General features: G+C 47.8%; 27 protein-coding genes. 6 read left to right on the top strand and 21 right to left on the bottom strand.

Annotation, left to right across the window (positions count from 1 at the left end; genetic code table 11):
* Window positions 1-259: 259 nt before the first annotated feature.
* The 9 genes from MHH91_RS14860 to MHH91_RS14900 all read right to left on the bottom strand — a co-directional run bounded on the left by MHH91_RS14860 (window position 260) and on the right by MHH91_RS14900 (window position 9,005).
* A complete protein-coding gene (locus tag MHH91_RS14860) occupies window positions 260-1,336 on the bottom strand; it encodes a bifunctional 3-deoxy-7-phosphoheptulonate synthase/chorismate mutase (RefSeq protein WP_013353211.1) in 1,077 nt (358 codons plus the stop codon).
* A 235-nt stretch (window positions 1,337-1,571) separates the two neighbouring features.
* Complete coding sequence (gene ytxJ / locus MHH91_RS14865; protein WP_013353212.1) at window positions 1,572-1,898, bottom strand: bacillithiol system redox-active protein YtxJ; 327 nt, start codon at window positions 1,896-1,898, stop codon at window positions 1,572-1,574.
* A gap of 25 nt (window positions 1,899-1,923) precedes the next feature.
* Complete coding sequence (locus MHH91_RS14870) at window positions 1,924-2,337, bottom strand: YtxH domain-containing protein (protein WP_013353213.1); 414 nt, start codon at window positions 2,335-2,337, stop codon at window positions 1,924-1,926.
* 32 nt (window positions 2,338-2,369) lie between these two features.
* Window positions 2,370-2,792 carry a DUF948 domain-containing protein gene (locus MHH91_RS14875; protein ID WP_013353214.1) on the bottom strand — a complete coding sequence of 141 codons (423 nt, stop codon included), beginning with the start codon at window positions 2,790-2,792 and terminating at the stop codon, window positions 2,370-2,372.
* Between the two features lie 156 nt (window positions 2,793-2,948).
* Window positions 2,949-4,247 carry a UDP-N-acetylmuramate--L-alanine ligase gene (gene murC, locus MHH91_RS14880; RefSeq protein ID WP_013353215.1) on the bottom strand — a complete coding sequence of 433 codons (1,299 nt, stop codon included), beginning with the start codon at window positions 4,245-4,247 and terminating at the stop codon, window positions 2,949-2,951.
* A 239-nt stretch (window positions 4,248-4,486) separates the two neighbouring features.
* Window positions 4,487-7,069, bottom strand: coding sequence for a DNA translocase FtsK (locus MHH91_RS14885; RefSeq protein ID WP_013353216.1), 2,583 nt, complete (start codon window positions 7,067-7,069; stop codon window positions 4,487-4,489).
* A gap of 167 nt (window positions 7,070-7,236) precedes the next feature.
* Window positions 7,237-7,842 carry a YtpR family tRNA-binding protein gene (ytpR, locus tag MHH91_RS14890; protein WP_013353217.1) on the bottom strand — a complete coding sequence of 202 codons (606 nt, stop codon included), beginning with the start codon at window positions 7,840-7,842 and terminating at the stop codon, window positions 7,237-7,239.
* Between the two features lie 14 nt (window positions 7,843-7,856).
* The gene (locus tag MHH91_RS14895; RefSeq protein WP_013353218.1) at window positions 7,857-8,666 is read right to left on the bottom strand and encodes a DUF1444 domain-containing protein; all 810 of its coding nucleotides are present in this window, start codon (window positions 8,664-8,666) and stop codon (window positions 7,857-7,859) included.
* Window positions 8,667-8,681: 15 nt separating this feature from the next.
* Complete coding sequence (locus tag MHH91_RS14900) at window positions 8,682-9,005, bottom strand: thioredoxin family protein (RefSeq protein WP_013353219.1); 324 nt, start codon at window positions 9,003-9,005, stop codon at window positions 8,682-8,684.
* A 192-nt stretch (window positions 9,006-9,197) separates the two neighbouring features.
* Between MHH91_RS14900 and MHH91_RS14905 the strand changes: the two genes are divergently transcribed.
* On the top strand, window positions 9,198-9,644 hold the full coding sequence (locus MHH91_RS14905; protein ID WP_014470831.1) for a YtoQ family protein: 447 nt from the start codon (window positions 9,198-9,200) through the stop codon (window positions 9,642-9,644).
* Window positions 9,645-9,677: 33 nt separating this feature from the next.
* Here the strand turns inward: MHH91_RS14905 and MHH91_RS14910 are convergent, their stop codons facing one another.
* Window positions 9,678-10,751, bottom strand: a complete 1,074-nt coding sequence (locus MHH91_RS14910; protein WP_013353221.1) for a M42 family metallopeptidase — start codon at window positions 10,749-10,751, stop codon at window positions 9,678-9,680.
* Window positions 10,752-10,909: 158 nt separating this feature from the next.
* Between MHH91_RS14910 and MHH91_RS14915 the strand changes: the two genes are divergently transcribed.
* Complete coding sequence (locus MHH91_RS14915) at window positions 10,910-11,227, top strand: PepSY domain-containing protein (protein WP_003152366.1); 318 nt, start codon at window positions 10,910-10,912, stop codon at window positions 11,225-11,227.
* A 55-nt stretch (window positions 11,228-11,282) separates the two neighbouring features.
* On the opposite strand, the gene MHH91_RS14920 is transcribed toward MHH91_RS14915, so the two are convergent.
* The 3 genes from MHH91_RS14920 to trmB form a co-directional block, all read right to left on the bottom strand.
* The gene (locus MHH91_RS14920) at window positions 11,283-12,980 is read right to left on the bottom strand and encodes an NAD-dependent malic enzyme (protein ID WP_014470832.1); all 1,698 of its coding nucleotides are present in this window, start codon (window positions 12,978-12,980) and stop codon (window positions 11,283-11,285) included.
* 79 nt (window positions 12,981-13,059) lie between these two features.
* A complete protein-coding gene (locus tag MHH91_RS14925; RefSeq protein WP_014470833.1) occupies window positions 13,060-13,905 on the bottom strand; it encodes a YtnP family quorum-quenching lactonase in 846 nt (281 codons plus the stop codon).
* 58 nt (window positions 13,906-13,963) lie between these two features.
* Window positions 13,964-14,617 (bottom strand): tRNA (guanosine(46)-N7)-methyltransferase TrmB, encoded by a 654-nt coding sequence (trmB, locus tag MHH91_RS14930; protein WP_013353223.1) that lies wholly within the window; start codon window positions 14,615-14,617, stop codon window positions 13,964-13,966.
* A gap of 185 nt (window positions 14,618-14,802) precedes the next feature.
* On the opposite strand from trmB, the gene MHH91_RS14935 reads away from it, so the two are divergent.
* Window positions 14,803-15,081: a YtzH-like family protein gene (locus MHH91_RS14935; protein ID WP_013353224.1), complete on the top strand. Its 279-nt coding sequence runs from the start codon at window positions 14,803-14,805 to the stop codon at window positions 15,079-15,081.
* Here MHH91_RS14935 and MHH91_RS14940 read toward each other — a convergent pair whose 3' ends face one another.
* From MHH91_RS14940 to thpR, 4 genes are all read right to left on the bottom strand, one after another.
* Window positions 15,082-15,879 carry a phosphotransferase family protein gene (locus MHH91_RS14940; RefSeq protein ID WP_013353225.1) on the bottom strand — a complete coding sequence of 266 codons (798 nt, stop codon included), beginning with the start codon at window positions 15,877-15,879 and terminating at the stop codon, window positions 15,082-15,084.
* Window positions 15,880-16,150: 271 nt separating this feature from the next.
* Complete coding sequence (locus MHH91_RS14945) at window positions 16,151-17,080, bottom strand: YegS/Rv2252/BmrU family lipid kinase (protein WP_013353226.1); 930 nt, start codon at window positions 17,078-17,080, stop codon at window positions 16,151-16,153.
* A 52-nt stretch (window positions 17,081-17,132) separates the two neighbouring features.
* A complete protein-coding gene (locus MHH91_RS14950) occupies window positions 17,133-18,065 on the bottom strand; it encodes a hypothetical protein (RefSeq protein WP_013353227.1) in 933 nt (310 codons plus the stop codon).
* A 26-nt stretch (window positions 18,066-18,091) separates the two neighbouring features.
* Entirely contained in the window at window positions 18,092-18,643 is a 552-nt protein-coding gene (thpR, locus tag MHH91_RS14955; protein ID WP_013353228.1) for an RNA 2',3'-cyclic phosphodiesterase, read from the bottom strand.
* 76 nt (window positions 18,644-18,719) lie between these two features.
* On the opposite strand from thpR, the gene cysK reads away from it, so the two are divergent.
* Complete coding sequence (gene cysK, locus MHH91_RS14960) at window positions 18,720-19,703, top strand: cysteine synthase A (protein ID WP_014472174.1); 984 nt, start codon at window positions 18,720-18,722, stop codon at window positions 19,701-19,703.
* Between the two features lie 36 nt (window positions 19,704-19,739).
* Here cysK and pepV read toward each other — a convergent pair whose 3' ends face one another.
* On the bottom strand, window positions 19,740-21,134 hold the full coding sequence (gene pepV, locus MHH91_RS14965) for a dipeptidase PepV (RefSeq protein ID WP_013353230.1): 1,395 nt from the start codon (window positions 21,132-21,134) through the stop codon (window positions 19,740-19,742).
* Window positions 21,135-21,229: 95 nt separating this feature from the next.
* On the opposite strand from pepV, the gene MHH91_RS14970 reads away from it, so the two are divergent.
* A complete protein-coding gene (locus tag MHH91_RS14970) occupies window positions 21,230-22,534 on the top strand; it encodes an NCS2 family permease (protein ID WP_013353231.1) in 1,305 nt (434 codons plus the stop codon).
* Between the two features lie 34 nt (window positions 22,535-22,568).
* Here the strand turns inward: MHH91_RS14970 and MHH91_RS14975 are convergent, their stop codons facing one another.
* Window positions 22,569-23,729: an ABC transporter permease gene (locus MHH91_RS14975; RefSeq protein WP_014470836.1), complete on the bottom strand. Its 1,161-nt coding sequence runs from the start codon at window positions 23,727-23,729 to the stop codon at window positions 22,569-22,571.
* Window positions 23,726-24,430: an ABC transporter ATP-binding protein gene (locus MHH91_RS14980; RefSeq protein WP_013353233.1), complete on the bottom strand. Its 705-nt coding sequence runs from the start codon at window positions 24,428-24,430 to the stop codon at window positions 23,726-23,728. Before MHH91_RS14980 ends, MHH91_RS14975 begins: the two co-directional genes overlap by 4 nt.
* Window positions 24,431-24,709: 279 nt before the next feature.
* Between MHH91_RS14980 and MHH91_RS14985 the strand changes: the two genes are divergently transcribed.
* Entirely contained in the window at window positions 24,710-24,931 is a 222-nt protein-coding gene (locus tag MHH91_RS14985; protein WP_003152337.1) for a DeoR family transcriptional regulator, read from the top strand.
* A 128-nt stretch (window positions 24,932-25,059) separates the two neighbouring features.
* Here MHH91_RS14985 and MHH91_RS14990 read toward each other — a convergent pair whose 3' ends face one another.
* Entirely contained in the window at window positions 25,060-25,779 is a 720-nt protein-coding gene (locus tag MHH91_RS14990; RefSeq protein WP_014470837.1) for a pseudouridine synthase, read from the bottom strand.
* Window positions 25,780-25,819: the final 40 nt, after the last annotated feature.

Genomic DNA, 25,819 nt, shown 5'->3' on the forward strand with positions numbered 1-25,819 from the left:
TGGATACACTTATCCTTATCTATAGCATAAACACTTTATGTAAAGAAATGTCGTACGTTTTCGCATTCTGTCGTTTATGGTTGTAAGCGTAAGTCAGTAGTGTACATTATTTTTCATTATTCATCAAATTTAAATACTTCTCATGAAATTATACACGTTTTTCCCAATGATGAAAACGTTCACTTTCATTTTATAATTAAATAAAATGAAGAAACGAAAAAAGGCCGCACACGGCGGCCTTAAAGAGCGGAACACTGTATTATGCTTTTACTTTCATCATCGGCTTTAATTCGTTCAGCCATTTCTCGAATTCAGGAATATCCATCTGCTGCGCAGAGTCTGAAAGGGCAACGGAAGGATCAGGGTGAACTTCAGCCATAACGCCGTCAGCGCCGATCGCAAGCGCCGCTTTTGCTGTCGGAAGCAGGAGATCGCGGCGGCCTGTTGAATGTGTTACGTCAACAAACACCGGCAAGTGAGTTTCCTGCTTCAAAATCGGCACGGCAGAAATGTCGAGTGTATTTCTCGTTGCTGTTTCGTACGTTCTGATTCCGCGCTCACAAAGAATGATTTGGTCGTTTCCTTGTGACATGATGTATTCAGCTGCATTGATGAATTCTGAAATCGTTGCGGCAAGACCGCGTTTTAACAATACCGGCTTTTTAACGGAACCGGCGGCTTTCAGCAATTCAAAGTTTTGCATGTTCCGTGCGCCGATCTGAATGACGTCAATGTAATCAATCGCTTGCTCAATGTGGGCAGGCGTTACGATTTCACTGATCACCGCGAGGTCATATTCATCAGCGACGCGTTTGAGAATTTGCAGGCCTTCTACGCCGAGACCTTGGAAATCATACGGGCTTGTGCGGGGTTTGAACGCGCCTCCGCGCAGGATTTTAATGCCTTGTTTTTTCGCTGCGGCAGCTACTTCCGCAACCTGCTCATAGCTTTCTACGGCACAAGGTCCGACGATGAATCTCTGATCGCCGTCACCGACTTTTTCGCCTTTAATATCAACGATTGTATCTTCTGCTTTTTTCTTCCGGGAGACGAGCAACGCTTTGCTGTGATCCTCTTCTTGAAGCTCGAGGCCGGCTTTGAAAATTTCTTTGAAAATATGCTGGATTGTTGAGTTTTCAAATGGGCCGTCATTGCTCTCAATAATGCGGTTAAGCATTGTACGCTCTCTGACAGGGTCAAATCGGTTGACACCCTGTGCTTCTTTTGCTTTACCGATTTCTTTTACAACGGCTCCGCGTTCATTGATTAATTTAAGGATTTCTAAGTTTAGTGCGTCTGCCTGCTGTCTTAGGTTCTCTAATTCCTTGTTGCTCATCTTTTTCATCCCTTCTATGCTATGTTTTATTTTAATAGTTAACATGCATCTTACTACAGTTATGCGAAAATAGGAATATGAAATAATAAATTTTTTCACATTCTGCTTTATCACAAAAACGCTTTTAAGCTTTTATGCGTTGAAGTAACGTATAATGTTATCCTACATGATATGTCTGAAATGATCAATAGTTTTTTTCAAAAAAAAACCGCCGGTATTATCCGGCGGCAAGCAATTATGAAAGATGCTGTTCTATTGCGTTTTTTGTAATTTGTGAATGAGACGCGTGCCATTTCACTTCGCCGTTTGTAATGACGAATACTTGCGGGCTTTCATGTTTCACGCCGTAGGTCTCGGCGATATAGTTTGAAAGCGGCCGGCTGTCCTGCACCTGCAGGTAATAAGAAGGCACTTCTGTATGCTCCGATGCAAAGGCGTCAAACTCTTGAAACGCCGCTTGGCTGATCGGGCAGGTTGTGCTGTGTTTCAAAAACACGAGCGTATTTTCTTTCTCAGCGGCATTTTTGAACTCTTCTTCTGACGATATCAGCTGCTTAGTCATGTCGGTTATCTCTCCTTATTGAAGATCAGCGATTTGCCTGACCGGCTGTTTCCGCGGCTTCTTCCGCTTCGTTCTTGATGCTTTGAGCCGTATCCTGCATTTCGCTTCTCGTCTCTTCGGCTTTCTCAGTTAGTGTGCTCTTAGAACGGTCTTTTAAATCCTTCACTTTATTCATAATCTGGCCTGACTGATCAGCTACCAGCTGGGTGATGTTAGATGTTTTGTCTTTGGCGATGCTGACATATTGAGAGCCTTTTTCTTTCGCGTCGGCCGTCATTCTGTCCGTCTTATCCTTTAATGCAGAGGCCTGGCTGCCGAGATCGTCGCGCAGCTCCTTGCCTGATTTAGGCGCCAGAAACAAAGCTGTTGTCGCGCCGATAATTCCCCCGATCAGCGTTCCGATTAAAAAATCCTTACTATTGATTCCATCTTTGCTCATTATGATTCCTCCTTAGTGGATTTTTCTTATGATTAAAGCGATGTTTTTTTCTTTTGCTTCCACTTGTCCCATATTTCCATAGCCGCCTGGCTCCAGGTGACAACCTGACTGATCTTGTCCTGGTTCTCTCTTACAGAGGCCGAAACGGAACCGGCTGCCTGCTTTATGGATGTATTAAACTGCTGGACGGAAGTTCCCACTTCCTGCACAGCATGGACAACCGTATTTAATTTCTCTGATTTTTCCTGAATATCCTCCGCGAGACGGTTTGTCTTATGTAACAGCTCGGCGGTCTCTGCGGTGATGCCCTTCATCTGCCCTTCAAGGCCGTTTAAAGTCGACGCAACGTTTGTTAAGGTCATCTGCACAGACTTTAATGTTTTGGACAGATAAATGACGAGGATAAGAAATGCTACGGCAATGAGTGCGACGCTTAAGTAAAGAATGATAATCATCTAATACCTCCTTATTGCAGGATATAATGGTATATACCCAATTATGAAAATGATAAACATATATGAAAGGGGCTGTCTGTATACTATTTCTCCGTTTATCGGAAAATCCCTTTACAGCACGCGCAAAAAAGCAGTGAGAGCCCCACTGCTTTTTTGTTACGCTATGACGTTTTCATAAGCTCTCATATATTTTTGAATGTCTCCGGCGCCCATAAAGATCAGCACTGCGTTTTCATGCGCTTTTAACACGGATGTGTCATTCTCTTCAATGAGTTCTGCGTTATCGATTTTTTCCTGCAGATCCGTGATGGTGAGCTTTCCGACGTTCTCGCGGGCTGAGCCGAAAATGTCGCACAGATATACGCGATCGGCGGCGCTTAAGCTTTCTGCGAATTCATCAAGGAAAGATTGCGTCCGTGTAAACGTATGCGGCTGGAATACCGCGATGATTTCACGTTCAGGATATTTTTGACGGGCCGCCTCAATCGTGACTTTAATTTCAGTCGGATGGTGGGCGTAGTCGTCTATCAGCACCTGGCTGCCGATCACTTTTTCATTGAATCTGCGTTTGACGCCGCCGAATGATTCAAGTCCGAGCTTAATCATGTTCACGTCTATCTCTTCATAGTGGCAGAGCGCAATGACCGCTAATGAATTGAGGACATTGTGATGGCCGTATGCCGGGATGTAGAACGTATCGTAAAACGTATTGCGGACAAAGACGTCAAATGTCGTGCCTTCGGTATTTTTTACGATGTTTCTCGCTTGAAAATCGTTTTCTTCTCCCGTGCCGTAATAAACGACAGGCACATTGGCGTGAATTTTCGGCAGGTACTCGTCATCACCGCAGGCAATGATGCCTTTGTTGACTTGAAGCGCCATGTTTTGGAAAGCATCAAACACATCGTCAATGTTGGCGAAATAATCAGGGTGGTCAAAATCAATATTCGTCATGATCGCATAATCAGGCTGATAGCTTAAGAAATGACGGCGGTACTCGCAGGCTTCAAATACAAAGTATTCGCTGCTTTCATTTCCTTTGCCCGTTCCGTCCCCGATAAGAAACGAAGTCGGCTTCGCTTGCTGCATCACGTGTGCTAAGAGGCCCGTTGTGGACGTCTTTCCGTGTGCGCCCGTTACCGCGACACTTGTATATTTTTTCATGTATTCAGCTAAAAATTTATGATATCTGATAACAGGAATCCCCTCAGCAAGCGCCTTTGCGATTTCCGGATGAGAATCAGGGAATGCGTTTCCGGCGATTACCGTTAAGCCGGGTTTGATGTTATCGGCGCTGAACGGATAGATCGGGATATTTCTTTTTTCAAGGGCAGCCTGAGTAAAAATCTGCTTCTCGATATCCGATCCCTGCACCTGATATCCTGTATCATGCAAGATTTGAGCAAGCGGGCTCATACCTGTCCCTTTTATTCCAACAAAATGATAAACAGTCATAATCGTACCTCCAACAAACGTCTATCTGTTCCCCAGTATATGACGCTCATTTCATTTTGCGACCGCCGCGGGCAAAAAGCCCAAACAGCGGCGCTTCCATTTATTTTTACGTTATCGTCAGTATCTGTAACTTTCTTTTTGATTAAACCTGCCGCATGATATTTCAGCGCGTGACAGTGATGCAGTTTGATGGTCCATCCACTATCATACCATGTTTGTGAGAAAAATGAACGATATTCTTATTCTTGAGAAATGTCAGCGGCCGTAATCAGCACTTCGCGGGGTTTGCTGCCCTTCGCTTCTGAGATCATGCCTTCAGCCTCCATCATGTCAATCAGCCTCGCGGCGCGATTATAGCCGATTCTGAACCTTCTTTGAAGGCTTGAGGTGCTGGCGCTGTTTTGTTCCACGACGAATTGACACGCCTCAGGAAACAGCTCGTCCTCTTCCTTGAGGGCGGTTCCCTGCCTGATCAGTTCTTCCTGTTCAAACAAATAAGAAGGCGGCAGCTGCTTTCTGACATGGGAGACGACGCGGTCAATCTCTCTGTCGGACACAAAGTTGCCCTGCAGGCGCACCGGTTTTCCGGTGCCGTTTTCCCAGTAGAGCATGTCGCCTTTTCCGAGAAGCTTTTCCGCTCCCGCCATGTCGATAATCGTTCTGGAATCTACCTGGCTTGAGACGGAGAATGCAATCCTCGTCGGTATGTTCGCTTTGATCATTCCGGTAATGACATCGACAGACGGACGCTGTGTCGCGACAAGCAGATGAATGCCGCAGGCTCTCGCTTTCTGCGCGATTCTGGCAATGCTTTCTTCCACATCGTTCGGCGCCACCATCATTAAATCAGCAAGCTCATCAATGACCACAACAAGGTAAGGGAGCTTTTCGCCGGTCTTATGATCGGCCGTTAATTCATTAAAGCGGCCGATATCTCTTACACCCGAATGGGCAAACAGTTCATACCGCCGTTCCATCTCTTCCACAACCCATTTTAATGCGGCGGTCGCGGCTTTGGCGTCTGTGATGACGGGGCTGACCAAATGCGGAATTTGGTTATAAGGCGCAAGCTCCACCATTTTCGGATCAATCAGAAGCACTTTGACATCGCTCGGATCCGCCTTATAAAGCAGACTTACCAAAATGGTATTGATGCAGACGCTTTTTCCCGATCCCGTGGCACCCGCAATCAATCCGTGCGGCATCTTTTTCAAATCAATGACGACCGGGTTTCCGGAAATATCGACGCCGAGCGCGGCTGTAAGCGGAGACGGATTCTCCCTGAAAGCGGCGCTTCTGATCATCTGCCGTAAATCGACGACCTTGCTTACGCGGTTCGGAACTTCAATGCCGATCGTGTTTTTACCGGGGATCGGCGCCTCAATCCGAATATCCTTGGCAGATAAACTCAGTTTTATATCATCTGCTAAATTTGTAATTTTGTTCACTTTCACTCCGGGCTCAGGATGCACTTCAAATCGTGTGACAGATGGGCCTTGTGTGACATGAACGACTTGGGCGCGCACATTAAAGTTTTTCAGCGTAACGTTTAAAAGCTCGCGCTGTCCTTCAATCCATGATTGGTCGTCCTGTCTTTGCGCCGGCGGCACGTCCAGAAGCGACAGATTAGGAAAGACATAGCCCGCACCGCCTTCTGGCGTCTTCGTCTGCTTGTGTTTATCGCTTTTAAGCATCATGACGTTAAACGGCACATTACGCTCTCTCGGCCGATCCGCTCTTCTCGCAGGCTGTGCGGTGTGATCGGTTTTTTCTTCAGCAGGCCGGGCCGGGGCATCGGCCGTCTCAATGTTTACAGGCTCAAGCTCCGGTTCTGATTGCTGAGGGGCATCATTGTACTCAGGCTGAGGATCTGCTTCCTGTTTCACGTCAGCTTCAGGCAATTCAGGCCGGTCTTCAGACTGCGGCTGAACTTCTTCTTGTTCTTCTGAGTATGTATACACCGGTTCTTCCGCGGTTTCAAAAGGCCGGGCTTTTTCCGGCTCAGGCTGCTGATACTCCTCCTGCGGCGGCGCTTGGTCTTCTGTGTGTTCAGCCGGCAGGGGTGCTTCATACTCAGGTTCTTTTATAGATGGCTCGGTTTGTTCATGCTCTTGTTCTTCCGGATAGCCGGCAGGCACCGCGCTTTCCGTTTGCTGCGAGTCTTCAGACTGCGGCGGTTCGGACGCTCTGTACACCTGCTCTTCCGCTTCAGTCTCAGAGTGCAGCTGCTCTTGTTTGGCGGCCGGGTATTCGTCCGTTTCCTGTTTCGTTAACGGTTCCGGCCGGGTATTTGTCTGTTTAGTTAGGCCGGATGCTGTGAATACGGGCTCTTTTTCCGTTTCCTGACCGGACTTTGGCGGATCAAACTGCTCCTCTGACAGCAATGTTACGCTCTCTTCACGCTGTTTTTGGGGATTAGGCGCTTTTTTAATGCTGTGCTGAGATTGAAAGCCGTAGACCGGTGAAGGAATGGATGACGGTTTAAAGGGCTTTTTCACCGTATCCGGCTCTTTATATGTATGCTCTTTCCTTTCCGTATGCTCCTTCGCGGCGGCATAACCCCGTGAAGGCTGGCGGCGGCGTTCGTGCCTTTCCTGCTGTCTTTGTTCCGTCCGCTTATAGCCGTCCGGAACGACAGGGAAGCGGAAATTCCCTTTCGGATATTCATAATATATTTTAGGATCTTCCATGCGCGTTAATTTGCCTTCTGGCTGATCCGGTATATGCTCTTTCGGGACTTGTGCATGCGTGTTCGGTTCAAGTTCATGCTCTTCTTCTTTTTCACCTAAAAATAAGTCAAAAAATTTATTCAGCCAACTCATGTTTAATCACTCTCTAACTCCCTTTTTAGTAGTCTGGGACGATATTTAGTATACCATTGCCGGGCGGCTCAGAAAAGATTAAGCTCCCAACAGAAGAAAGCCGTTAAGCAGACATGCTTAACGGCTTTCCCTCACATCATTCGATTCTGTGCGCTTATTTATGGGAGTTAGAATTGAAATGCTTCGCCGGCCTCGCGGCTGTCTTCAAGAACAAGAATGCCTTTTTCCTGCGGCGCATCCGGCAAAGCGAGTTCTTTCGCGGAGCAGATCATGCCGCTTGACGGAACGCCTCTTAGTTCAGCGTCTTTAATCACAAGCCCGCTCGGCATCACCGCGCCGACTTTAGCGACGACGACTTTCTGTCCTTTGTCCACGTTCGGAGCGCCGCAAACGATTTGAAGGGTTTCTTCTCCCACATTCACTTGGCAGATGTTCAGTTTATCCGCATTCGGATGTTTTTCTTTCGATTCTACGTGACCGACAACAAATTTCGGAGAAAGGTCAACCGTCAGTGTTTCTGAAACGCCGTTTCTGTTCAGTATTTCATTCACGTCCTGAACGAATGTCTCAGACAAAGCGACGGGGCCGTTGTCTTCAATCTGTAAATAAGAAGACACGTTAAAAATGTTAAAGCCCGTCGTTTCTTTTGTTTCTTTGTTAAAGATTCTTGCGACATCGCCTTCTCTTTCATAGCTGATTTCTTCGCGTGCTGCATCTTTAAGAGAGATCAGAAGCGTATCTCCCACACCTTCTTTATTGTAAAAAGCGTTCATAAGAAAAATCCTTTCTAATCCTTTTTCGGCCGGCTTTTCGCCATGATAAACACAGGTTCCAGTCTGCCTTCATTGTACAGAAATGAAAGGGCCGTAATCGGCACCGTGCCGCTTGCAAAGAAGCTCATGGACATTTGCCCTAAAATATCATAACCCGATTCATTTCGAATGTCAGCAAGTATTAATACATCCTGATGCGGGACAGAAATCGCTAATTCACCTTCAGCGGCCTGCTTGTATTCATGAAGAATCGAATCATTGAGAATCCGGCTGGCGTCATAGCCGTCATTCGCCCTGAAAAAATAAAAATAATTGCCCGCAACCGTATCCTTTTTGACGACGGAAGGGAGAGAGCGGAGATTGAATGACGCCGTCTCCCTGATCCGTTCTTTTGTCCAGTTTTCTTTCTCAAGCATCCGGCTGTCAATTAAGCGGTACGTTTTGCCGAGGTCAAGCGCGTAGTAGATTCTGGTTTCGGCCGTATGGTCATCATACACGAGCGGAATGCCGTCGCCCGTTTGATCGGGAAATGATGTGGAGCGGATCACCGGATAGATTCCGGCTTCCTTTCCGGTCATCTCCTGTCCGCTGCCGCCCATCGCCTCCATCGCTTCTGACACATAGTAGACGATCTCGTCGATCGCTTCTTCTTTTTTTGTCTCCCACTTGGCGATGATCGGCGGGAGCTCCAATGTAATGCCTTTTTTAGTCGTTTGATCCTCAACACGGAGGGTGTCTTTTTCTCTGTCAAAAAAGAAGGATCGGTTCTCGTGCTGCAGGCGCTGTTTTAATAGATCCGACAGCTTCCTTGACGTCATTTTCAAAGCCTGTGGCCTCCTTTACGCTTTAGCGAGGGAATCGGTTAAAAATTGCTCAATTTCCTCTTTCGTTTTGCGGTCTTTGCTGACGAAGCGGTTCACTTCTTTTCCTCCGTTAAACACCACAAAGCTCGGAATGCCGTAGATTTCCCATTCCGCGCATGTATCAATAAACTGATCGCGGTCTACGTAGTAATACGTGAATTCAGGATAGTCCGCTTCCAGCTCAGGGAGAAACGGCTCCACAAAGCGGCAGTCCGGGCACCAATCCGCTGAAAACATAAATACCGCCCAATCGTCCTGTACCGCTTTTTGCAATTCTTCCGTGCTTTCAATTTTTTTCATTGTGATTCCTCCATTTGGATTTTGAGTTTTTTGTATGCTGAGTCCAATTGGATCATACCAGACTGCTTACAGCAAGACCAACTATATGCAATATCATTATCATATTTCATTTGCATTATCAAGTAAGTTTCGTTTACCATTTTGTTTATAGCCGTACGAAAATCTGAATATGTATAAAAGGAGGAGCAAAAGATGCAGTTTGTCGTGTACTTAGCCGGTGAAATCCACAGCAATTGGCGGGACGAGATCAAGAACAAAGCAAAAGCGCTGCACCTGCCGATTACATTTGTTGGCCCGATGGAAAACCACGAGCGCTCAGACAATATCGGAGAAGAGATTATGGGCGAGCAGCCTGATTCTGTTTTAAAAGACGCCAGAGCTTCTGATATCAACAATTTCCGTACAGAGGTGCTGATGGAAAAAGCCGATTTTGTGATCGCCCTGTTTGGCGAGAAATATAAACAGTGGAATACCGCGATGGATGCTTCTTATGCCATCGCAAAAGGAAAGCCGCTCATTCTTATCCGCCCGAAAGAGCTGCATCATCCTCTGAAAGAGCTTTCCGGAAAAGCGAATATAACGGTGGAAACCGTAAATCAAGCGATGAAAGCACTCTCTTATTTATTTGAAACAGAATAAGCAGGCCGCCTTTATGAGGGCCTGCTTATTTTTTTACACATTTTCTCTGATCGTTTCGACCGTCTGTTTGTCACTCGCCATGACCAGCTTAATGAGCATTTCTTTCGCCGCGGCATAATCGTCGACATGGATGATGGCGGCATTTGTATGGATGTATCTTGAACAAATGCCGATGACGGCAGACGGAACCCCGCTGTTTGAAATGTGGACCCTTCCGGCATCCGTTCCCCCGCCTGAAGCGAAGTATTGATAAGGGATATTATGCGTTTCCGCCATATCAAGGACGAACTCTCTCATCCCGCGGTGCATGACCGTCGTTCTGTCGAGAATGCGGAGCAGCACTCCCTCGCCGAGACGGCCAAACAGCTCCTTATCGCCGCTCATATCATTTGCCGGGCTGGCATCAAGTGCGAAGAAGAGATCAGGCTGAATCATGTTGGCTGCTGTCTGCGCCCCTCTCAAGCCGACTTCCTCCTGAACGGTGGCTCCGGCGTACAGGTTGTTCGGCAGCTCTTTTCCGTGCAGCTCTTTTAATAATTCAATGCTTAATCCGCAGCCGTAGCGGTTATCCCACGCTTTGGACAATATTTTCTTCTCATTGGCCATAGGAGTAAACGGGCATACCGGCACGACCTGCTGACCCGGTCTGATCCCCATTCTGACCGCGTCCTCTTTATCATCGGTACCGATATCAATCATCATATTTTTGATCTCCATCGGCTTGGCGCGCTGGGCATCCGTTAAAATGTGGGGCGGGATGCTAGAAATGACGCCGATGACAGGTCCGTTATCCGTCTGCACCTCGACGCGCTGGGCAAGAAGCACCTGACTCCACCAGCCGCCGAGCGTCTGAAATCTCAGCATGCCGTTATCCGTAATCTGCGTCACCATAAATCCGACTTCATCCATATGGCCGGCTACCATAACGGTGGGCGCATCTTCAGCGCCCCGCCTTACGCCGAAAACACTTCCGAGTCTGTCCTGCACGATGTCATCCGCATATTTCGCAAGCTCCCGTTTCATAAAGGAGCGGACCTGGTGTTCATTTCCCGGTGCGCCGGGAAGCTGCGTCAGCGTCCGGAAAAGCGTTTTCGTTTCCTCATTCATATTTTCCCCTCATTTCTATGTAGTGCTTTTATTTTATTAGAAAAACAACCGTTTTCCAAGTTCTCAAATTGAATGGGCTGTAAAACCGCCGCTTTACTTAACACCGTCTGGCATCTTCTGTATAATAAAAACTACGACATAATTGGAGGTGCTTCATATTGAAATTACGTCATTTTCTCTTAGGTGCGGGAGTCGGATTATGCGCTGCCATCGCAGTGAAAAAGTATGCAATGAAACCTTATATCTCTTCAGAAAAAGCGCTGCGCATCGTGAAAGCGGCTTTTAAACAGCGCGGGCCGATAGATGGATCATGGATATACACAGAGCCCGAGCCTTACCAGGTAAACGGAGAAACCATCCAGGTATACAAAACTGGCGTGACACGTTCGGCATTTGGCGAGCTGGAGCAATATGAAGTTATGGTCAATGCAAAAACAGGCCAGATTGTCGATGTCATTGATTCTGTCGCCTCATAATTCGGACAAGCAAAAAATAAAGCCCAAAACCATCAGCGTTTTGGGCTTTATTCGGTTACATCGGCCGAATCCGTTTGTATACAGGGTGCCACATCGCGTCTTGCACCGTTTGGATCAGATCCTCGGGTTCCGTTTCCGCTACACCGTCCTGAATGGCCGCTTTCGCTACGGCTACCGCTACTGTTGCTGATACCGTCCTGAGATCCTCCACTTTCGGGAGCATCGGCGCCCCCGGCTTGCCGACGTCGACCATACCGGCAATGGCATTCGCGCAGGCAACGAACATATTGTCCGTAATCAGCCTTGCTTTCGTCACAATCGTGCCGAGCCCGAGTCCCGGGAATACGAGCGCGTTGTTCGCCTGTCCGATATGGTAGGTAACGCCGTTATACGCAACAGGAGGGAACGGACTCCCCGTTGTGACAAGCGCACGGCCTTCTGTCCATTTTATTAAATCTTCTGGTTTTGCTTCTGATAAAGTGGTCGGATTTGACATCGGCAAAATAGCGGGCCGCTTGACATGAGAGGCCATTTCTTTGACGATTTCTTCCGTAAATGCGCCTGATACAGTGGACGTGCCGATCAGAATCGTCGGCTTCGCCTGGCGCACCGTCTCCGCCAGATCAATTGATCCGCCTTCACCGCTGCGGCTGTACTCTTTCACTTCATCAGCAGGCCGGGCGTACGGAACCTGAAAATCACGCAAATCCTTCATGTCATCCGTTAACAGTCCGTTTCTGTCGATACACCAAAAATGGCTGTATGATTCTTCTTGGCTTAATCCGTCATGCACCATTGCTTCACGGAGCTGCTCAGCAATTCCGATGCCGGCCGTTCCCGCGCCGAAGACAACGACTTTATGTTCTTTTAAAGGCACTTTTGATGCTTTTGCGCAGGCTAACACTGCTGCAAGCGACACCGCGCCCGTTCCTTGAATGTCATCGTTAAACGTACAGACTTTATCTTTATACCGTTTTAATATGCCGCGGGCGTTAGCCGTACCGAAATCCTCCCAATGAAGCAGCGCATTCGGGAACGTTTCCCGCGCAAGCGAGACATATTCATCAATAAAACGGTCATATTTCTCGCCGCGGACTCTTGAATGCTGGTTTCCGACATACAGCGGGTCATTTAAAAGACTTTCTTGATTTGTCCCGGCATCTAATACGACCGCAAGCACTCTTGACGGGTCAATTCCCGCCGCTGCCGTATACACAGCGAGTTTTCCGACAGAAATGGCGATGCCGCCGACACCCCAGTCACCGATTCCCAAAATGCCCTCGGCATCCGTCGCAACGATTAAATCAATATTTTCATTTTTTCCGAACTGCTGAAATGCAGTGCGCATTCCCTCAGGATCATCTATTGATAAATACAGACCGCGGGGTTTTCTGTACTCATGGCTGTAACGCTGGATCGCTGTGCCGACGGTCGGCGTATATACAATCGGCAGCATTTCGCCTAAATGATCATTTAGCAGCCTGTAAAATAACGTTTCATTCCGGTCATGGAGAGCGGTCAAGTACACATTTTTGCTCAGCTCATCAGGCTGCGAACTGAACTGTTCGTAAGCCCGTCTCGCCTGCTCTTCGATTGTCAATATTTTCGGCGGCAGAAATCCCTCGAGTCCGAGTTCTTTTCTTTCCTCCTGTGTAAAGGCCACCCCTTTATTTAAAAAGGGCGTAGAAAGCAATTCTAAGCCGCGCAGGGTTGTTTTGATTTCTCCATCTTTCGTCACTTGAAATTGATTCACCTGTCTCTTCCTTTCAAAGCAATTTGTCTTAGGTTTGCTTTTATTCCCGAAATTCATACAGGTAAATCATTTGGCCCGCTTATTTTTTCTCCCGCTTGACAGACGCAGCCACTTCACCGTCTTCGCCCCATTTTACCGCTCTGTAAATCGCGTCGTGATAGAAAATCAGCCAGGCGTCTTTCTCCGCTGCGAACGTCTGCCATTTCTGCTTTTGCGGAATCGAGGTCATCGGATAATCATCATACGCCAGCACCCATAACGGATTTTTATGAGCGTTTGTCGGCATCAGGTCGGCAAAATGCACAGCCGTTTCCCCTCCGTCTTCTAAGACAATTACGCTGTGTCCGTTACTGTGGCCGCCGGTGTGGTGCATCGTAATGCCTTCTGTCAGCTGATACCCGTTATCAAAGGTTTCGACCTGATCTTGTACCGCCTCCCAATTTTCTCTCCAATATGTATTTTTCGATCTGATATTAGGGTTTCTCATTTCGTGCCACTCTGTCGCAGAAGTGATAATACGGGCATTCGGAAAAACAGAGACAAGCTCATCTCCGCTGTATTCCGTCAGACCGCATGCATGGTCAAAATGAAGATGGGTCATCGCCGCAATATGAATATCCTCACAGGAAAGCCCCAGCTCACTGAGAGATTTTTTCAGATTGGATTCCTGTGTTACGCCGTAATTTCTTTTCTGCTTATCGGAGAATTTCCCACTGCCGATACCCGCGTCAACCAATATATTCAGGCCGTTTTTTCTGATGAGAATCGGATCTGTTCTTAATTCAATCTGGTTCTTGTCATTTACGGGGTATTTTCTCGACCATAAAGGCTTCGGGACAACGCCGAACATCGCTCCCCCGTCCATATGCGTCACACCGCCGTCCAGCCACGTTAATGAAATATTCCCAATATTCAATGTCTCCATCTTCATCCCTCCTGATGTAATGGTAGCAAATGGCGGCATAAAAAAACAGACTCCCGCATCAGAGTCTGTCTTTTGTTCTCCATTTGGCTTCCGCCCGGTAAATCGGCTGGCCGAGCGCGGAGAATTTTTCTTCGTATTCTGTCATAATATTGCCCTTCGGATCGCTGTTGTGCAGATCGAGACTGACATCCGTCAGGAGCAGGCCGTATTCGGAAAAGCTCTTCAGGGAGTATTCAAATAGACCGCGGTTATCGGTTTTGAAATGAATCTCACCTGTTTCGCCCATTACTTCTTCGTATTTTTTCAAGAACGTTTTAAACGTTAAACGGCGTTTTTCATGACGGTTTTTCGGCCAAGGGTCAGAAAAGTTTAAATATACGCGTTTGATTTCTCCCCGTTCAAATACATCATTCAGTGTTTCCGCGTCTATATTTAACAAGCGGACATTGTGAGCTCCGCTGTCCTTTACTTTTTGGACGGCAGTGACGATGACGCTTTTAAACAGTTCGATACCGATATAGTTGATATCCGGATTCTGCTTGGCCATTCCTGAAATGAACTGCCCTTTTCCCGTACCGACTTCAATATGGATCGGGTTGTCATTGCCAAAGACCGTGTTCCACCGCCCTTTATACTGAGCCGGATCACTGATGGCGATGTCAGCGTTTTCTGCCAGAAAATCATTCGCCCAAGGTTTATGGCGCATTCTCATATGATTGACACCTCTATCTATAATTTCGAGTAACAACATACCATGAAACAAAAAGAGCCGCAAGCGCCTTTTAAAGACCCCGGCTGCATAAAAAAAGAGGCTCCCCGGTCCGGAACACTCATGTGATGCATAAAACCGCACCGCTTTGCACAATGTATGACACAGAAAGGATGTGTATATGAATCATGGGCTTAACAAGCGAACATCAGGTCCGGTTATTAAAGGACATATTGGCCGACCATCAATTGGATTGCTGCGGGACCGTTGCCGAATATGAACAGCTCGAGCGCGTCATCAAATCACTGATGGCCAACACCGGGCTTGATTCAAATATAAAAAACGTGCTCGAGGATGTATACCGCTACAGCCAGTCCGGCATCACGGCCGATTCCATCGACACGCATATTCAGGAGCACCAAAACCATTTGTCCCAATGGGTGGAGCAGATGAATTCGTACTCCTGACTACTTGACAATCCGCTTCATCAGGGCATGAAGCTCTTCCATGGCATCATGATACGCTTTGTCGTTTCCTTTTGATTTGTGCCAGGCAATGAAGGTGAGGGTCTCTGATAACATGTACCATGCCATCCGCAGCCGCAGCCCTTCCGTGAGCTTCATGCCGTACATTCCAAGCCAGCTGTCCCACGCTGGCTCTTCGACGTAATGATACAATAAAGGGCCGAGATCCATGGCCGGATCGGCTATCATGGCGCCGTCCCAATCTATTAAATACAGCTGGTTGTCTTCAGACAGAAGCCAGTTATTATGATTCACATCACAATGGCAGACGACTTTTTCACCGAATTGAACCTGATCCACATGCGCTTCCAAATAAGCAAGGCCTTCCTGGATAAGAGGCGAAAATTGCCGCACGGCAAAGACGGCCTGCTTCAGCTGCGACAAAAGGGCGCCCGGATCGAGCGGTTCTTTTCCCAATCTTTTCAGCATGTCGAGCAAGGCTTTGGATGTGTGGATTTTGCGAAGCAGCTCAGCCACCGGGCGTCCGCTCATATCCTTCGGCTTCAGCTCTCTGCCCGCCATCCAATGCTGAGCCGTAATAACGTCTCCGTTTTCCATCCGTTTCGTCCAAACCAGCTTCGGAACAATGCCTTCGGCGGATAACACGGCTAAAAAGGGTGAGCTATTACGTTTTAAAAAAAGCTGTTGGCCGTTATGTTTCGCATAATATGCATCTCCTGTAGCTCCTCCGGCGGGGAAGATCTCCCAATCGCTACCTAGTAATTGTCCCAACCAGTTCATATCAATGTTCAACCCATCATTTCTTAAAATATTTTAGAATAGGCCTCCAGCCTTTCTCTTTTCGGCGGAGCAGCCTGTCATAAACAATTTCTTGAGAATAAAAAAGACAGCTATTGAGAGTCTCATATGCTAATCAATAGCCGTCTTATAAATTTTAGCGCTACAGCACAAACTTCGTCAAGCAAAACTAGCAAGAACACCTGTGAATTCTGAAGATTTATGTCGTGAACCGCTCTTTGCCGAGATAGATTTGACGGGTTTTATTTGTTTATTATGTTTTTATTTTTAACGGCGCTCCGCCTGGCATAAGCCGAAACGGCGTCGTTCCGACAAGCTCGCCGTCAGCGTGAAGCGGAATTTTCCCATCCGTTTCAAAAATGAATTCCTTCCCCTTTAAAATCGTCACTCCGTCCATTTTGGTATGCCGGCCAAAGCTCATCGCCCATAGAAAACGGTACAGCGGAAAAAAGGACAGGTTTTCTGCAATGACAATATCAAAATGGTTTTCGCGGGGATTTGCAGAAGGCGCCGCTTTCATACCGCCTCCGTAATAAGGATGATTAGCCGCAATGACAAACCAGACATTGCGGAATTCATGCCTTTGGCCGTCTGCGGTGCAAGCAAATCTGAACGGCTGAAACCCCGAGGCCGTACGTATATGCGCAAGCGGGTAAATCACAAAACCGAGACGCAGAAACCGAAGAACGCGCGAAAACGGAAACTCCGCGGCAGTCTTCAAGACCGAGGCATCGAAGCCGACAGACAGATGGTTAATAAAATAAAGAGATTGGGCTTTGTCATGAAAAAAGTTGATGTTTCCCGCAAAAAATTTCCGTGTGAGCGGGCGGTGCAGGCCTTTGATTTCATGGAGGAGCGCCGACTTCTTAATGCCGAGGCCTTTGGAAAAGTCATTGTACGAACCGGCAGGCACAAAGGTCAGCTCAATCTGATCCATTCCTTTCAGCCCGTTAATGACTTCATGCATCGTGCCGTCCCCGCCGATAACAAACAGCCGCTTCAGCTTATGATCCTGCATCGTTGAAATCTGTCTCGCCAGCACTTCCGCATGTCCTGGATGCCCGGTCAAAAAGGAGCGGTGGCTAATCCCGCGCCTGGTCAGCTCTTTTTGAACCGATTTCCAGACACGCCGGCCCCGCCCGCCTCCTGAGACCGGATTAATGATAAAAAACCATTGACTCATCGTTTGTTTTCACCTGCTTCATAGATGAAGAGACATCTGGCAAACGTCCGTTTTAATCAAGCCATTCCTGTCTCCTGCTTGATTGACTCAAGCCGTAAGACAAAAGAGCCTTCGCCGCCCTCAGCTGGTGGTGCTTGATCGGCGCCGTATTTTTCTGCTGCTTTTCCAGCCACTCTGCGGCAGTCCGTTTATCAGCTATATCCAGCCCGTACGGCGGCTCCGGATAATCAATATAAGACGTTCTGCTGAACAAAAGCTTCCTGACGGGAATGTCGGCCTGCTTTTCTTTCATGATTTGCGAAACGACCGAACCCGTCCGATTCAGGCTGAGAGACGGATTTAATACTTGGCGGGTGCTGCCGGAACCCCTTTCTTCCCAGAAACGATGTTTTGATCCGATATATACACTGTCTTCTTCAGCTTCCATAAAAGCAGCGCAGAAAATCTCCAGCGGGGAGATGATGACGATGCTCAATTCGACGGACGCCTGCTGAATTTGAAGAACCGGATGATACATCACAAAATAGGAATCGGGCAGCTTTTGAGCCAGCATTCTTAACATCCCGTCCCGCTTGACTTCCTGCGAAAGCTCAGACTTTTGAGAAAGCGTGGAGCTCGCCCATTTTAATTGAAAGTCATACAGCTGGGCTTTGAAAAAAGATGCGAGCTCAGACTTTTGAGACGGAAGATTCCCGAACAGCGCCTCATCTTCCTCCGGCTCATCAAACCATTGGTGCCTCTTTTCATTTATATCGGCCGGATTTTCTTCTTTTCTCTTTTTTAAGAAAAATTTTTTTCGGGCCGGCGCTTGATCGGTTTCACCGCCGGCAGCCGTTTCTGTTGCTTTTTCTTCTTTTTTCCGGTCAAACTCTTCAAGAAGGGTCTCCCAGCGTTCCTTCTTCAGCCGGATATACTGGTTCATATAGTGATATGGATCAAGCTCATATCTTGATATGCAGTCATGAATTTTGATGATTTGTGCCATGTGATTTCCCCACTCCGAATATTTGTTTATGTCAATTGAAACTGTGCGATTTCTTCGTATTTAGGCGATCTGTCAAGGTGGGTCTGAAACAAGGAAAACCGGCTGACGGCACTTTGCACCCTGCCGCTTTCAAACGGCACATCTTCCGGAAACGGCCGGTCTCCCGCCCACTTCCGCGCCATCGTCATGTGAGGATGATACGGCCGTTTTTCCACTTGAAAACCGGCTTTCAAAGCAGCCTGTTTTGTTTTTTCCCGCAAATCAAAGAGCAGTTCATTGTGTTCTGGCTCAAGGTGAAGCACTCTTGGCTGTCTGCGGTCGCCGAAAACGTCCAGATGCTGAAACTGTACGGTAAACGGCTGCACTGCCGACGCAGCATCTGCGAGCAGAGCCGATAGTTTTGCAAGCCGGTCTTCATCCGCGGCTCCGAGAAAAATGAGTGTAATATGATAGTCATGCGGATGCACCCATTTTTTGAATGTTAATGCCGGCTCCTTTCTGGCTGCTTCCCAAATCGGTTCAGCAATGTCAGCCGGAATCGGAATGCCGATAAAATAATGCGGCAATGAAACTTTCATGCGAGGATCTCCCCCTCTTTGGTTATGGTGTTATTATAAAACGGATAAGCGGAGAGGAGAACCCTGTCCGCTTATTATGATAGGATATTATGTACCGAACGTTTTATACAGAAAGGATGAGCCGGCCTTGAAAATAGTAAACAGCACGGCGGAACTGATCGGCAGCACACCGATCGTAAAACTCAATCGCCTTCAGCCAGAAAATGCAGCACAGGTCTATTTAAAATTAGAATCTTTTAACCCAAGCGGCAGTGTCAAAGACAGAGCGGCTTACAATATGATCATTGAAGCGGAAAAAAGCGGACATCTAAAACCCGGCTCTGTCATCATTGAACCGACAAGCGGCAATACAGGCATCGGCCTGGCGATGAACGCGGCGGCGCGCGGCTACAGGGCAATCCTCGTCATGCCTGACACGATGACGAAAGAACGCATCAACCTGCTGAAAGCGTACGGTGCGGAGGTTGTGTTAACACCGGGGGCGGAAAGAATGCCCGGCAGCATTAAAAAAGCGAAAGAACTTGCCGAACAGATCCCCGGAAGTTTTATCCCGATGCAATTCGATAACAGCGCAAACCCCGATGCCCACCGAAAAACGACCGCCATTGAAATCTATCAGGCCGTTTTGCAGCTCAACAAACCGCTCGGTGCTTTTGTGGCAACGGCGGGGACGGGCGGAACCATTACCGGAACCGGAGAAACGCTGAAAGAGCTTTTCCCGGATTTGACCGTCCATGTTGCCGAGCCGGCGGGTTCCCCCGTATTATCAGGCGGAAAACCCGGCACCCATAAGCTTGTCGGGACAAGCCCCGGGTTTATTCCAGACATATTGAATCAGGACGTTTACGATGAAATTATGAAAATTTCTGATGAAGATGCGTATACGACAACCCGGCGTCTGGCCCGAGAAGAAGGAATACTCGTCGGGCCGTCTTCAGGCGCCGCCTGCTTCGCCGCCATTGAAACCGCAAAACGCCTCCCTTCCGAGCAAATCGTCATCTGTATGACGGCCGATACGGGAGAACGTTATTTATCAACGGATTTATGGTCATTTGAATGATAAAAAGGGATGCCGCTTTCGGCGTCCCTTTTGTTATCACTTGGCAAGCTCATAAATGGCTTGAGCGTATAAGGCGGTTGACCGGAGAAGGTCATCAATCTCAATGTACTCATCCTTTTGATGCGCGCTGTCAGGCCTGTCGGGAAACAGCGGCCCGAATGCGACGCCAGCCGAAAGGGATCTCGCATACGTTCCTCCGCCGATTGAAATCAGATCCGCTTTCTTTCCCGTCTGCCCTTCGTATACGTTCTGAAGCGTCTTTACGAGCGGATGGTCGGCAGATACGTGGTGCGGTTTGCTGTCTTTAAATTCTTCAAGCCGGAATTCTTCAACAGACATAAAGGCATCACGGATGACTTTGCTGTCTGAAGTGACAGGGTAACGAATGTTGATGCCGAGTTCCCCTTCCTCACCCTTATTGTATGTAAAGGTGCCGACATTCAATGTAAGCTCTCCGCTGATGTCATCCCTGCAATCAATTTTCAGCTTTTTGCCTCGTGTATCATTAGAAAAATAGTCACTGACAGTTTTGACAAAGTGCTTTCCGGCCTCATCCAGTTCCGCTCGCTCAAGGCATTCAGCAAGCTTTAAGCCGGCATTTATGCCATTATCCGGCTCCATTGCGTGGCATGATTTCCCGTACACCCGAAGCGTCAGTTTTCCATTTTCTGAAACCGCTTCACCTTGTGTTTTTGATTGCTCCAGCCAGTTGCTGAAATAGGCGTGTACGGCATCAAGACCGTCCCCTTCAATGACCGCTTCAGCCGCATCCGGCACCATGTTCAAGCGCAGTCCTGAACGGAATGACAGAAGCCCGTTTTTTGCGTCTTCTTTATCAGAAGCGCTTTTTGCAATGCGCAGTGATGCGTCTATAATTCCTTTTTCTGCGTTAATGATCGGAAAATCTGCGTCAGGGGCAAATCCGACATCAGGCATTTTTTCGTGTTTGAAGTAGTGGTCCACACATCTCCAATCACTCTCTTCATCCGTTCCGATGATGATTCTCACGCGTTTGGATAAAGGCAGCTGCATGTCTTTGACGATTTTCAGCGCGTAAAACGCCGCCATTGTCGGCCCTTTATCATCAATGGCACCTCTGGCATATATCCGGCCATCCCTGATGTCGGCTGAAAACGGATCGCTCGTCCAGCCGTCTCCGGGCGGAACGACGTCGACGTGGCACAGAACACCGACGATTTCGTCACCCGTCCCCCACTCAATATGGCCCGCATAGCCGTCAAGATTTTTTACGGTGAAGCCTTCTTTTTCACCGAATTCCAACAGTGAAGTCAGGCAGTCACCTACGCCTTCTCCAAACGGCCGGCCGGGACCGGCTGTTGATTCGTCCATTACGCTGTTGATTTGCAGAAACTTCTGCGTGTCACGAATCAGATCTTCTTTGTTTCTGATCACTTCAACTTCCCAGTTCATCACAAATCCCCTTTCTTGATAAAGACTTGCAAAATGTTGATAAAACGAATAATATAGATGATGTTTTGAAAAAATGTTCGTCATTGGAGGTACTTATGTTTCATCTCGACAAGCATCAAACGACAATAAAAAGAGAAATTACCGCGGGATTGACCACCTTCTTTACAATGGTGTATATCATTGTCGTCAATCCGGTGATCCTTTCAAATGCGGGAATTCCGTTTGACCAGGTGTTCACCGCGACGATTATCGCTTCCATTGTCGGAACTTTATGGATGGCTCTCGCTGCGAATTTTCCGATCGCCATTGCCCCCGGCATGGGCTTAAACGCGTATCTCGCCTTTCATGTCGTCGGCGCAGGCAGCGGAATTACGTATCAGACAGCTTTCAGCGCTGTATTTATCGCGGGAGTCATCTTTATTATTTTATCGTTAACGCCTTTAAGAAAACAACTAATAGAAGCAATTCCGGGCAATTTAAAATACGGAATTACGACCGGCATCGGCTTATTTATCGCTTTTATCGGCTTACGCCAATCCGGAATTATCACAGCTGATAAATCTAATTTAGTCGCACTCGGCGATCTTCATTCGCCCGCCGTCATTTTAACGCTTATCGGGCTTATCATCAGTATTGTACTGATGGTGCTGAATGTAAACGGCGCTCTGTTCATCGGCATGGCGCTGACAGCCGTCATTGCCTTCTTGACCGGCCAGATCCATTTTACAAAAGGATTCCTTTCATTCCCGCACCTGCCGGAGGGGCTGTTGATAACAAATCCGTTCGGAGCCCTCGGGGATGTCGTACATCACGGTCTGTATGCCGTTGTGTTTTCTTTTCTTCTCGTTACGATTTTTGACACGACCGGCACTATGATCGGTGTCGCCGAACAAGCGGGATTGATCAAAAACAATCAGCTTCCGAATGCCAGAAGAGCGCTTTTGGCTGATTCGACCGCTACGACAGTCGGAAGCATCTTCGGCACCAGCCCGACAACCGCGTTCGTTGAATCTTCAGCAGGGGTGGCCGCCGGCGGAAGAACGGGTCTGACGGCGCTGACGATTGCCGTTATGTTTGCTGTTTCCATGTTTTTCAGCCCGCTTGTCAGCGTCTTATCGGAAGTGTCCGCGATTACGTCACCGGCTCTGATTATTGTCGGCAGCCTGATGATGGGAGCGGTGTCGAATATCCGCTGGAATGAACTTGATGAAGCGTTCCCGGCCTTTCTCGTCATTTTGGCGATGCCTTTGACGTCCAGTATTTCAACCGGAATCGCACTCGGGTTCATTTCATACCCGCTTGTGAAACTCGCTAAGAAAAAGTGGCGCGAAATCCATCCTTTAGTCATCATCTTTGCCGTGCTGTTTTTTATTCAGCTTTTTATTTTAAACGGGCATTAAGAAAAATCCCTTTCCTTTTTCGGAGAGGGATTTTTCACATATAAAGGGCGGAAAGAATCGCGGCAATGAGGCACCAGGCGGAACAGATGACTTGAATGAGAGTTAATGCGCTGTTTCTCGCCCGAAAATAGTCATCACTCTCTCTCTTGATTCCGCTTAAAACCGGTTTGTCCGTAATCCGGTCAAATAAAAGCGAAGCGGCGTACCGGCTGACTAGCATACATAAAATGAGGGCGGCCGGTTTCAGCAAAAGCGGAAGAACGAGAATAAGAGCCGTAAAAGCCGCGGTTAAAAGGTAAAGCTGCCGGAGATACCCGCCATTACGGATCAGCACTTTAAAAAACAATTCTTTCCACGCCGTATACGCCGACCGTTTTGAAAAGATATGCTTTGAGCCGGGATAAAAAAACGGCTTGCTCCGTCCTTTATTTTTCACATTCGGCAGCTGCACATCATGACTGAGCATCAAAACAGAGGCCGCAAATGAAAGCTTGCGCTTATTCTCCTCAAGCACTTCTTCCTCAAAAGCTGATAAAGAATCTGCCTCTTTCCAAGTAACAAGAACGGAGCAGATAAACAATATACAGCCTGCCGGCCAAAGCCAGTACCACTCGGCGGCAAAGCGGATCATGAAAAACGCGCCCGCCATCATAACGATCACTTTCAGCCAGCCTGACGTCTGATTCCCGAATGTCTGCCTGCTGTTTTTTCTTTGCCGGTGCACCGCTAATATCGCGGTATGGAAGCCGAACAGACAGCAAAACATACCTGAATATGCCGAAAAAGTACAGTCACCGTACTGGCGCCATAAGGGAAATAACAGCACCGCAAGCACTCCCCATTTGATGAAAGATAGGAACATCGAATACAAGAGCGCGTACCGTTTCAGCTGTTGCATCAAATGTTTTGCATGCACCAAAAACACGTGATCCGCTTCCAGCAAAAAGGTATGAATAAACCCCGTGCACAATAGCAGGACACTGAATACATACAGCCAGTCCCAGCCCAATACGCCGGCCGCCCCATCAAGAAGCCCCTTCCCGTTCAGCCATTCAGCATATTGGTAAACGACGAATGCGGCAGCTGGAAGAACGATATACAGCGCGACCGTCCAATCAATGATCGTCCGGAACACCTTCCATTGATACCGCCAATAATGAAACATCCTTTGAAAAAACAAAGCCCGCCCGGTCATCGCTGACTGCCCCGAACCGCTGAATAAAAGCAATCTAACAATGAACGGCCCCCTGTTCTTTCCTGAAGCTCTTCTAACGCGCCTTGAAGAAGCAGAGCGCCTTGATCCAGCAAATAAAAACGGTCGCAGATTTTTTCGGCAGTATCCAGAACGTGGGTGCACATCAGAATACCCGCGCCCCTTTCTTTCTCAGCAATCAGCATGTCGGTAAACAGCTTCGTTGAGATCGGATCAAGTCCGATAAACGGTTCATCAATGATGTAAATATCCGGTTTCGCCAAAAACGCCTGCATGAGCATCAGCTTTTGCTGCATCCCTTTTGAAAAACCGGAAGGCAATTCATGTTTTACCGCCGTCAATGAAAATTCATCAAGCAGCCGCCCGGCCCGCTCACGCCATGCTCCGCTTTCTATGCCCCGTAATGATCCGGTCAGCTCGAGATGCTCCCAGAGCGTCAGTTCATCATAAAAACTCGGCCGCTCCGGTATGTAAGCATAAGATGAATCATTCCACTCAATACACCCTTCCATATCCCGGGACAGCCCGAGAATCGCCTTTATCACTGTACTTTTTCCCGCGCCGTTCGCCCCGATTAACCCGGCAATTTCTCTCGAATTGACCGTAAAAGATACATTTGAAATCACCTTCGGCCTGTCAGCATAGCCGGCGGATACAATGTTTGCATTCAATAAGTCTCCCAAGCTTCTCACTCCCCCATTTTCATACGGACACGTATAAAAAAAGTTTCAGTTTCCATACTAATAAAAGCGGGCCAGGCATAGTAATGCACAAGGCGGCACCCAATTGGAAAAAATTATCGGCGCTTATTCCTAGATTCGTGTCCTCCATATCGTGTATAATGGAGGCAGTTAAAAGAGAAAAAACAGAATGTCTGCCTTTGTTGCTTATTCGTACGAAGTTTTAGAGTCGTGAGTTGTGGTATATCAAGTCCATCCGATCTTATGATAGGGAGTGGTTTTTTGAAACCTTCAACAAATCGTATGCTGACTCGGATTAAATCAGTTTACATGTTCATTCAGGAAAAAGGCCTTGTGACAACACAGGAACTGGTTGATGAATTCGGCATTACACCTAGAACCATTCAGCGAGACTTAAATGTGTTAGCATACAATGATCTTGTTCATAGTCCTAGCCGAGGCAAGTGGGAGACAACACGAAAAAAAGTGAAAATTACATCTTAAGCGAACAATTACATAGGGCCCTTTTCGGCCTGACATGCTGCAAGGCAAAGGCAGCGTCTTTGCCTTGCTTTTTGTTCCTCTATATAAAAAACCCAAAACAAATCTGTTTTGGGTTTTTCTGATTTCGATTACATTTCAGCATCTTTCAGCGCTGCGAGCTCTTCTTCTGTCAGCTCGCGAAATTCTCCCGGCTTAAGCTCCGGGTCAAGAGAAACAGCCCCCATCGAAAGCCGCTTTAAATAAGCCACTTCATTTCCGACGGCCTTTGCCATCAGCTTCACCTGATGATACTTGCCTTCTGTAATAGTCAAATGAATGACCGTTTCATCCGGACTTTCGGTAATCGTTTTAACGGCTGCCGGCTTCGTCTTATAGCCTCCTTCAATCACAACGCCTCTTTCCAGATCGATGATGTCTTCCGGAGACAGAGGTGATGTTAGCCGAACCTCGTATGTTTTGGGTACATGCTTTTTCGGCGAAAGCAGACGATGAGCGAGCTGCCCGTCGTTAGTCAGAAGCAAAAAGCCTTCCGTATCCTTATCAAGACGTCCCGCCGGAAACGGTTCGAACCGCTGTTCTTCAGGCGTCAGCAGATCAACCACCGTTTGCTGGCGGCTGTCTTCTGTAGCGGACAGCACTCCTTGCGGCTTATTCATCATGACATAAATAAACTCACGGTACTCTGCCGGCTCTCCGTATACCGTGATGTCCTGTTTATCGGGATCGACATGGATTTTCACATCTTTCGCCGGCTCTCCGTCAATCATGACAGCCCCTGCCTTGACGATTTTTTTCACATCTTTTCTTGAGCCGAATCCGCTGTTGGCAAGCAGCTTATCAAGTCTCATCATGATCCTCTCCTTTAAAAAGAAAAGCCCGCGATAAGCG

Source organism: Bacillus sp. FSL K6-2819 (genome assembly GCF_038008305.1).
GTDB lineage: Bacteria > Bacillota > Bacilli > Bacillales > Bacillaceae > Bacillus > Bacillus amyloliquefaciens.

What these genes read in the sequence shown, in the direction of transcription:
- MHH91_RS14860 (WP_013353211.1), bottom strand. Translation starts at nt 1,336, where the DNA reads ATGAGCAACAAGGAATTAGAGAACCTAAGACAGCAGGCAGACGCACTA.
- ytxJ (WP_013353212.1), bottom strand. Translation starts at nt 1,898, where the DNA reads ATGACTAAGCAGCTGATATCGTCAGAAGAAGAGTTCAAAAATGCCGCT.
- MHH91_RS14870 (WP_013353213.1), bottom strand. Translation starts at nt 2,337, where the DNA reads ATGAGCAAAGATGGAATCAATAGTAAGGATTTTTTAATCGGAACGCTG.
- MHH91_RS14875 (WP_013353214.1), bottom strand. Translation starts at nt 2,792, where the DNA reads ATGATTATCATTCTTTACTTAAGCGTCGCACTCATTGCCGTAGCATTT.
- murC (WP_013353215.1), bottom strand. Translation starts at nt 4,247, where the DNA reads ATGACTGTTTATCATTTTGTTGGAATAAAAGGGACAGGTATGAGCCCG.
- MHH91_RS14885 (WP_013353216.1), bottom strand. Translation starts at nt 7,069, where the DNA reads ATGAGTTGGCTGAATAAATTTTTTGACTTATTTTTAGGTGAAAAAGAA.
- ytpR (WP_013353217.1), bottom strand. Translation starts at nt 7,842, where the DNA reads ATGAACGCTTTTTACAATAAAGAAGGTGTGGGAGATACGCTTCTGATC.
- MHH91_RS14900 (WP_013353219.1), bottom strand. Translation starts at nt 9,005, where the DNA reads ATGAAAAAAATTGAAAGCACGGAAGAATTGCAAAAAGCGGTACAGGAC.
- MHH91_RS14905 (WP_014470831.1), top strand. Translation starts at nt 9,198, where the DNA reads ATGCAGTTTGTCGTGTACTTAGCCGGTGAAATCCACAGCAATTGGCGG.
- MHH91_RS14910 (WP_013353221.1), bottom strand. Translation starts at nt 10,751, where the DNA reads ATGAATGAGGAAACGAAAACGCTTTTCCGGACGCTGACGCAGCTTCCC.
- MHH91_RS14925 (WP_014470833.1), bottom strand. Translation starts at nt 13,905, where the DNA reads ATGGAGACATTGAATATTGGGAATATTTCATTAACGTGGCTGGACGGC.
- trmB (WP_013353223.1), bottom strand. Translation starts at nt 14,617, where the DNA reads ATGAGAATGCGCCATAAACCTTGGGCGAATGATTTTCTGGCAGAAAAC.
- MHH91_RS14935 (WP_013353224.1), top strand. Translation starts at nt 14,803, where the DNA reads ATGGGCTTAACAAGCGAACATCAGGTCCGGTTATTAAAGGACATATTG.
- MHH91_RS14940 (WP_013353225.1), bottom strand. Translation starts at nt 15,879, where the DNA reads ATGAACTGGTTGGGACAATTACTAGGTAGCGATTGGGAGATCTTCCCC.
- MHH91_RS14945 (WP_013353226.1), bottom strand. Translation starts at nt 17,080, where the DNA reads ATGAGTCAATGGTTTTTTATCATTAATCCGGTCTCAGGAGGCGGGCGG.
- MHH91_RS14950 (WP_013353227.1), bottom strand. Translation starts at nt 18,065, where the DNA reads ATGGCACAAATCATCAAAATTCATGACTGCATATCAAGATATGAGCTT.
- thpR (WP_013353228.1), bottom strand. Translation starts at nt 18,643, where the DNA reads ATGAAAGTTTCATTGCCGCATTATTTTATCGGCATTCCGATTCCGGCT.
- cysK (WP_014472174.1), top strand. Translation starts at nt 18,720, where the DNA reads ATGATAGGATATTATGTACCGAACGTTTTATACAGAAAGGATGAGCCG.
- pepV (WP_013353230.1), bottom strand. Translation starts at nt 21,134, where the DNA reads ATGAACTGGGAAGTTGAAGTGATCAGAAACAAAGAAGATCTGATTCGT.
- MHH91_RS14970 (WP_013353231.1), top strand. Translation starts at nt 21,230, where the DNA reads ATGTTTCATCTCGACAAGCATCAAACGACAATAAAAAGAGAAATTACC.
- MHH91_RS14975 (WP_014470836.1), bottom strand. Translation starts at nt 23,729, where the DNA reads ATGACCGGGCGGGCTTTGTTTTTTCAAAGGATGTTTCATTATTGGCGG.
- MHH91_RS14990 (WP_014470837.1), bottom strand. Translation starts at nt 25,779, where the DNA reads ATGAGACTTGATAAGCTGCTTGCCAACAGCGGATTCGGCTCAAGAAAA.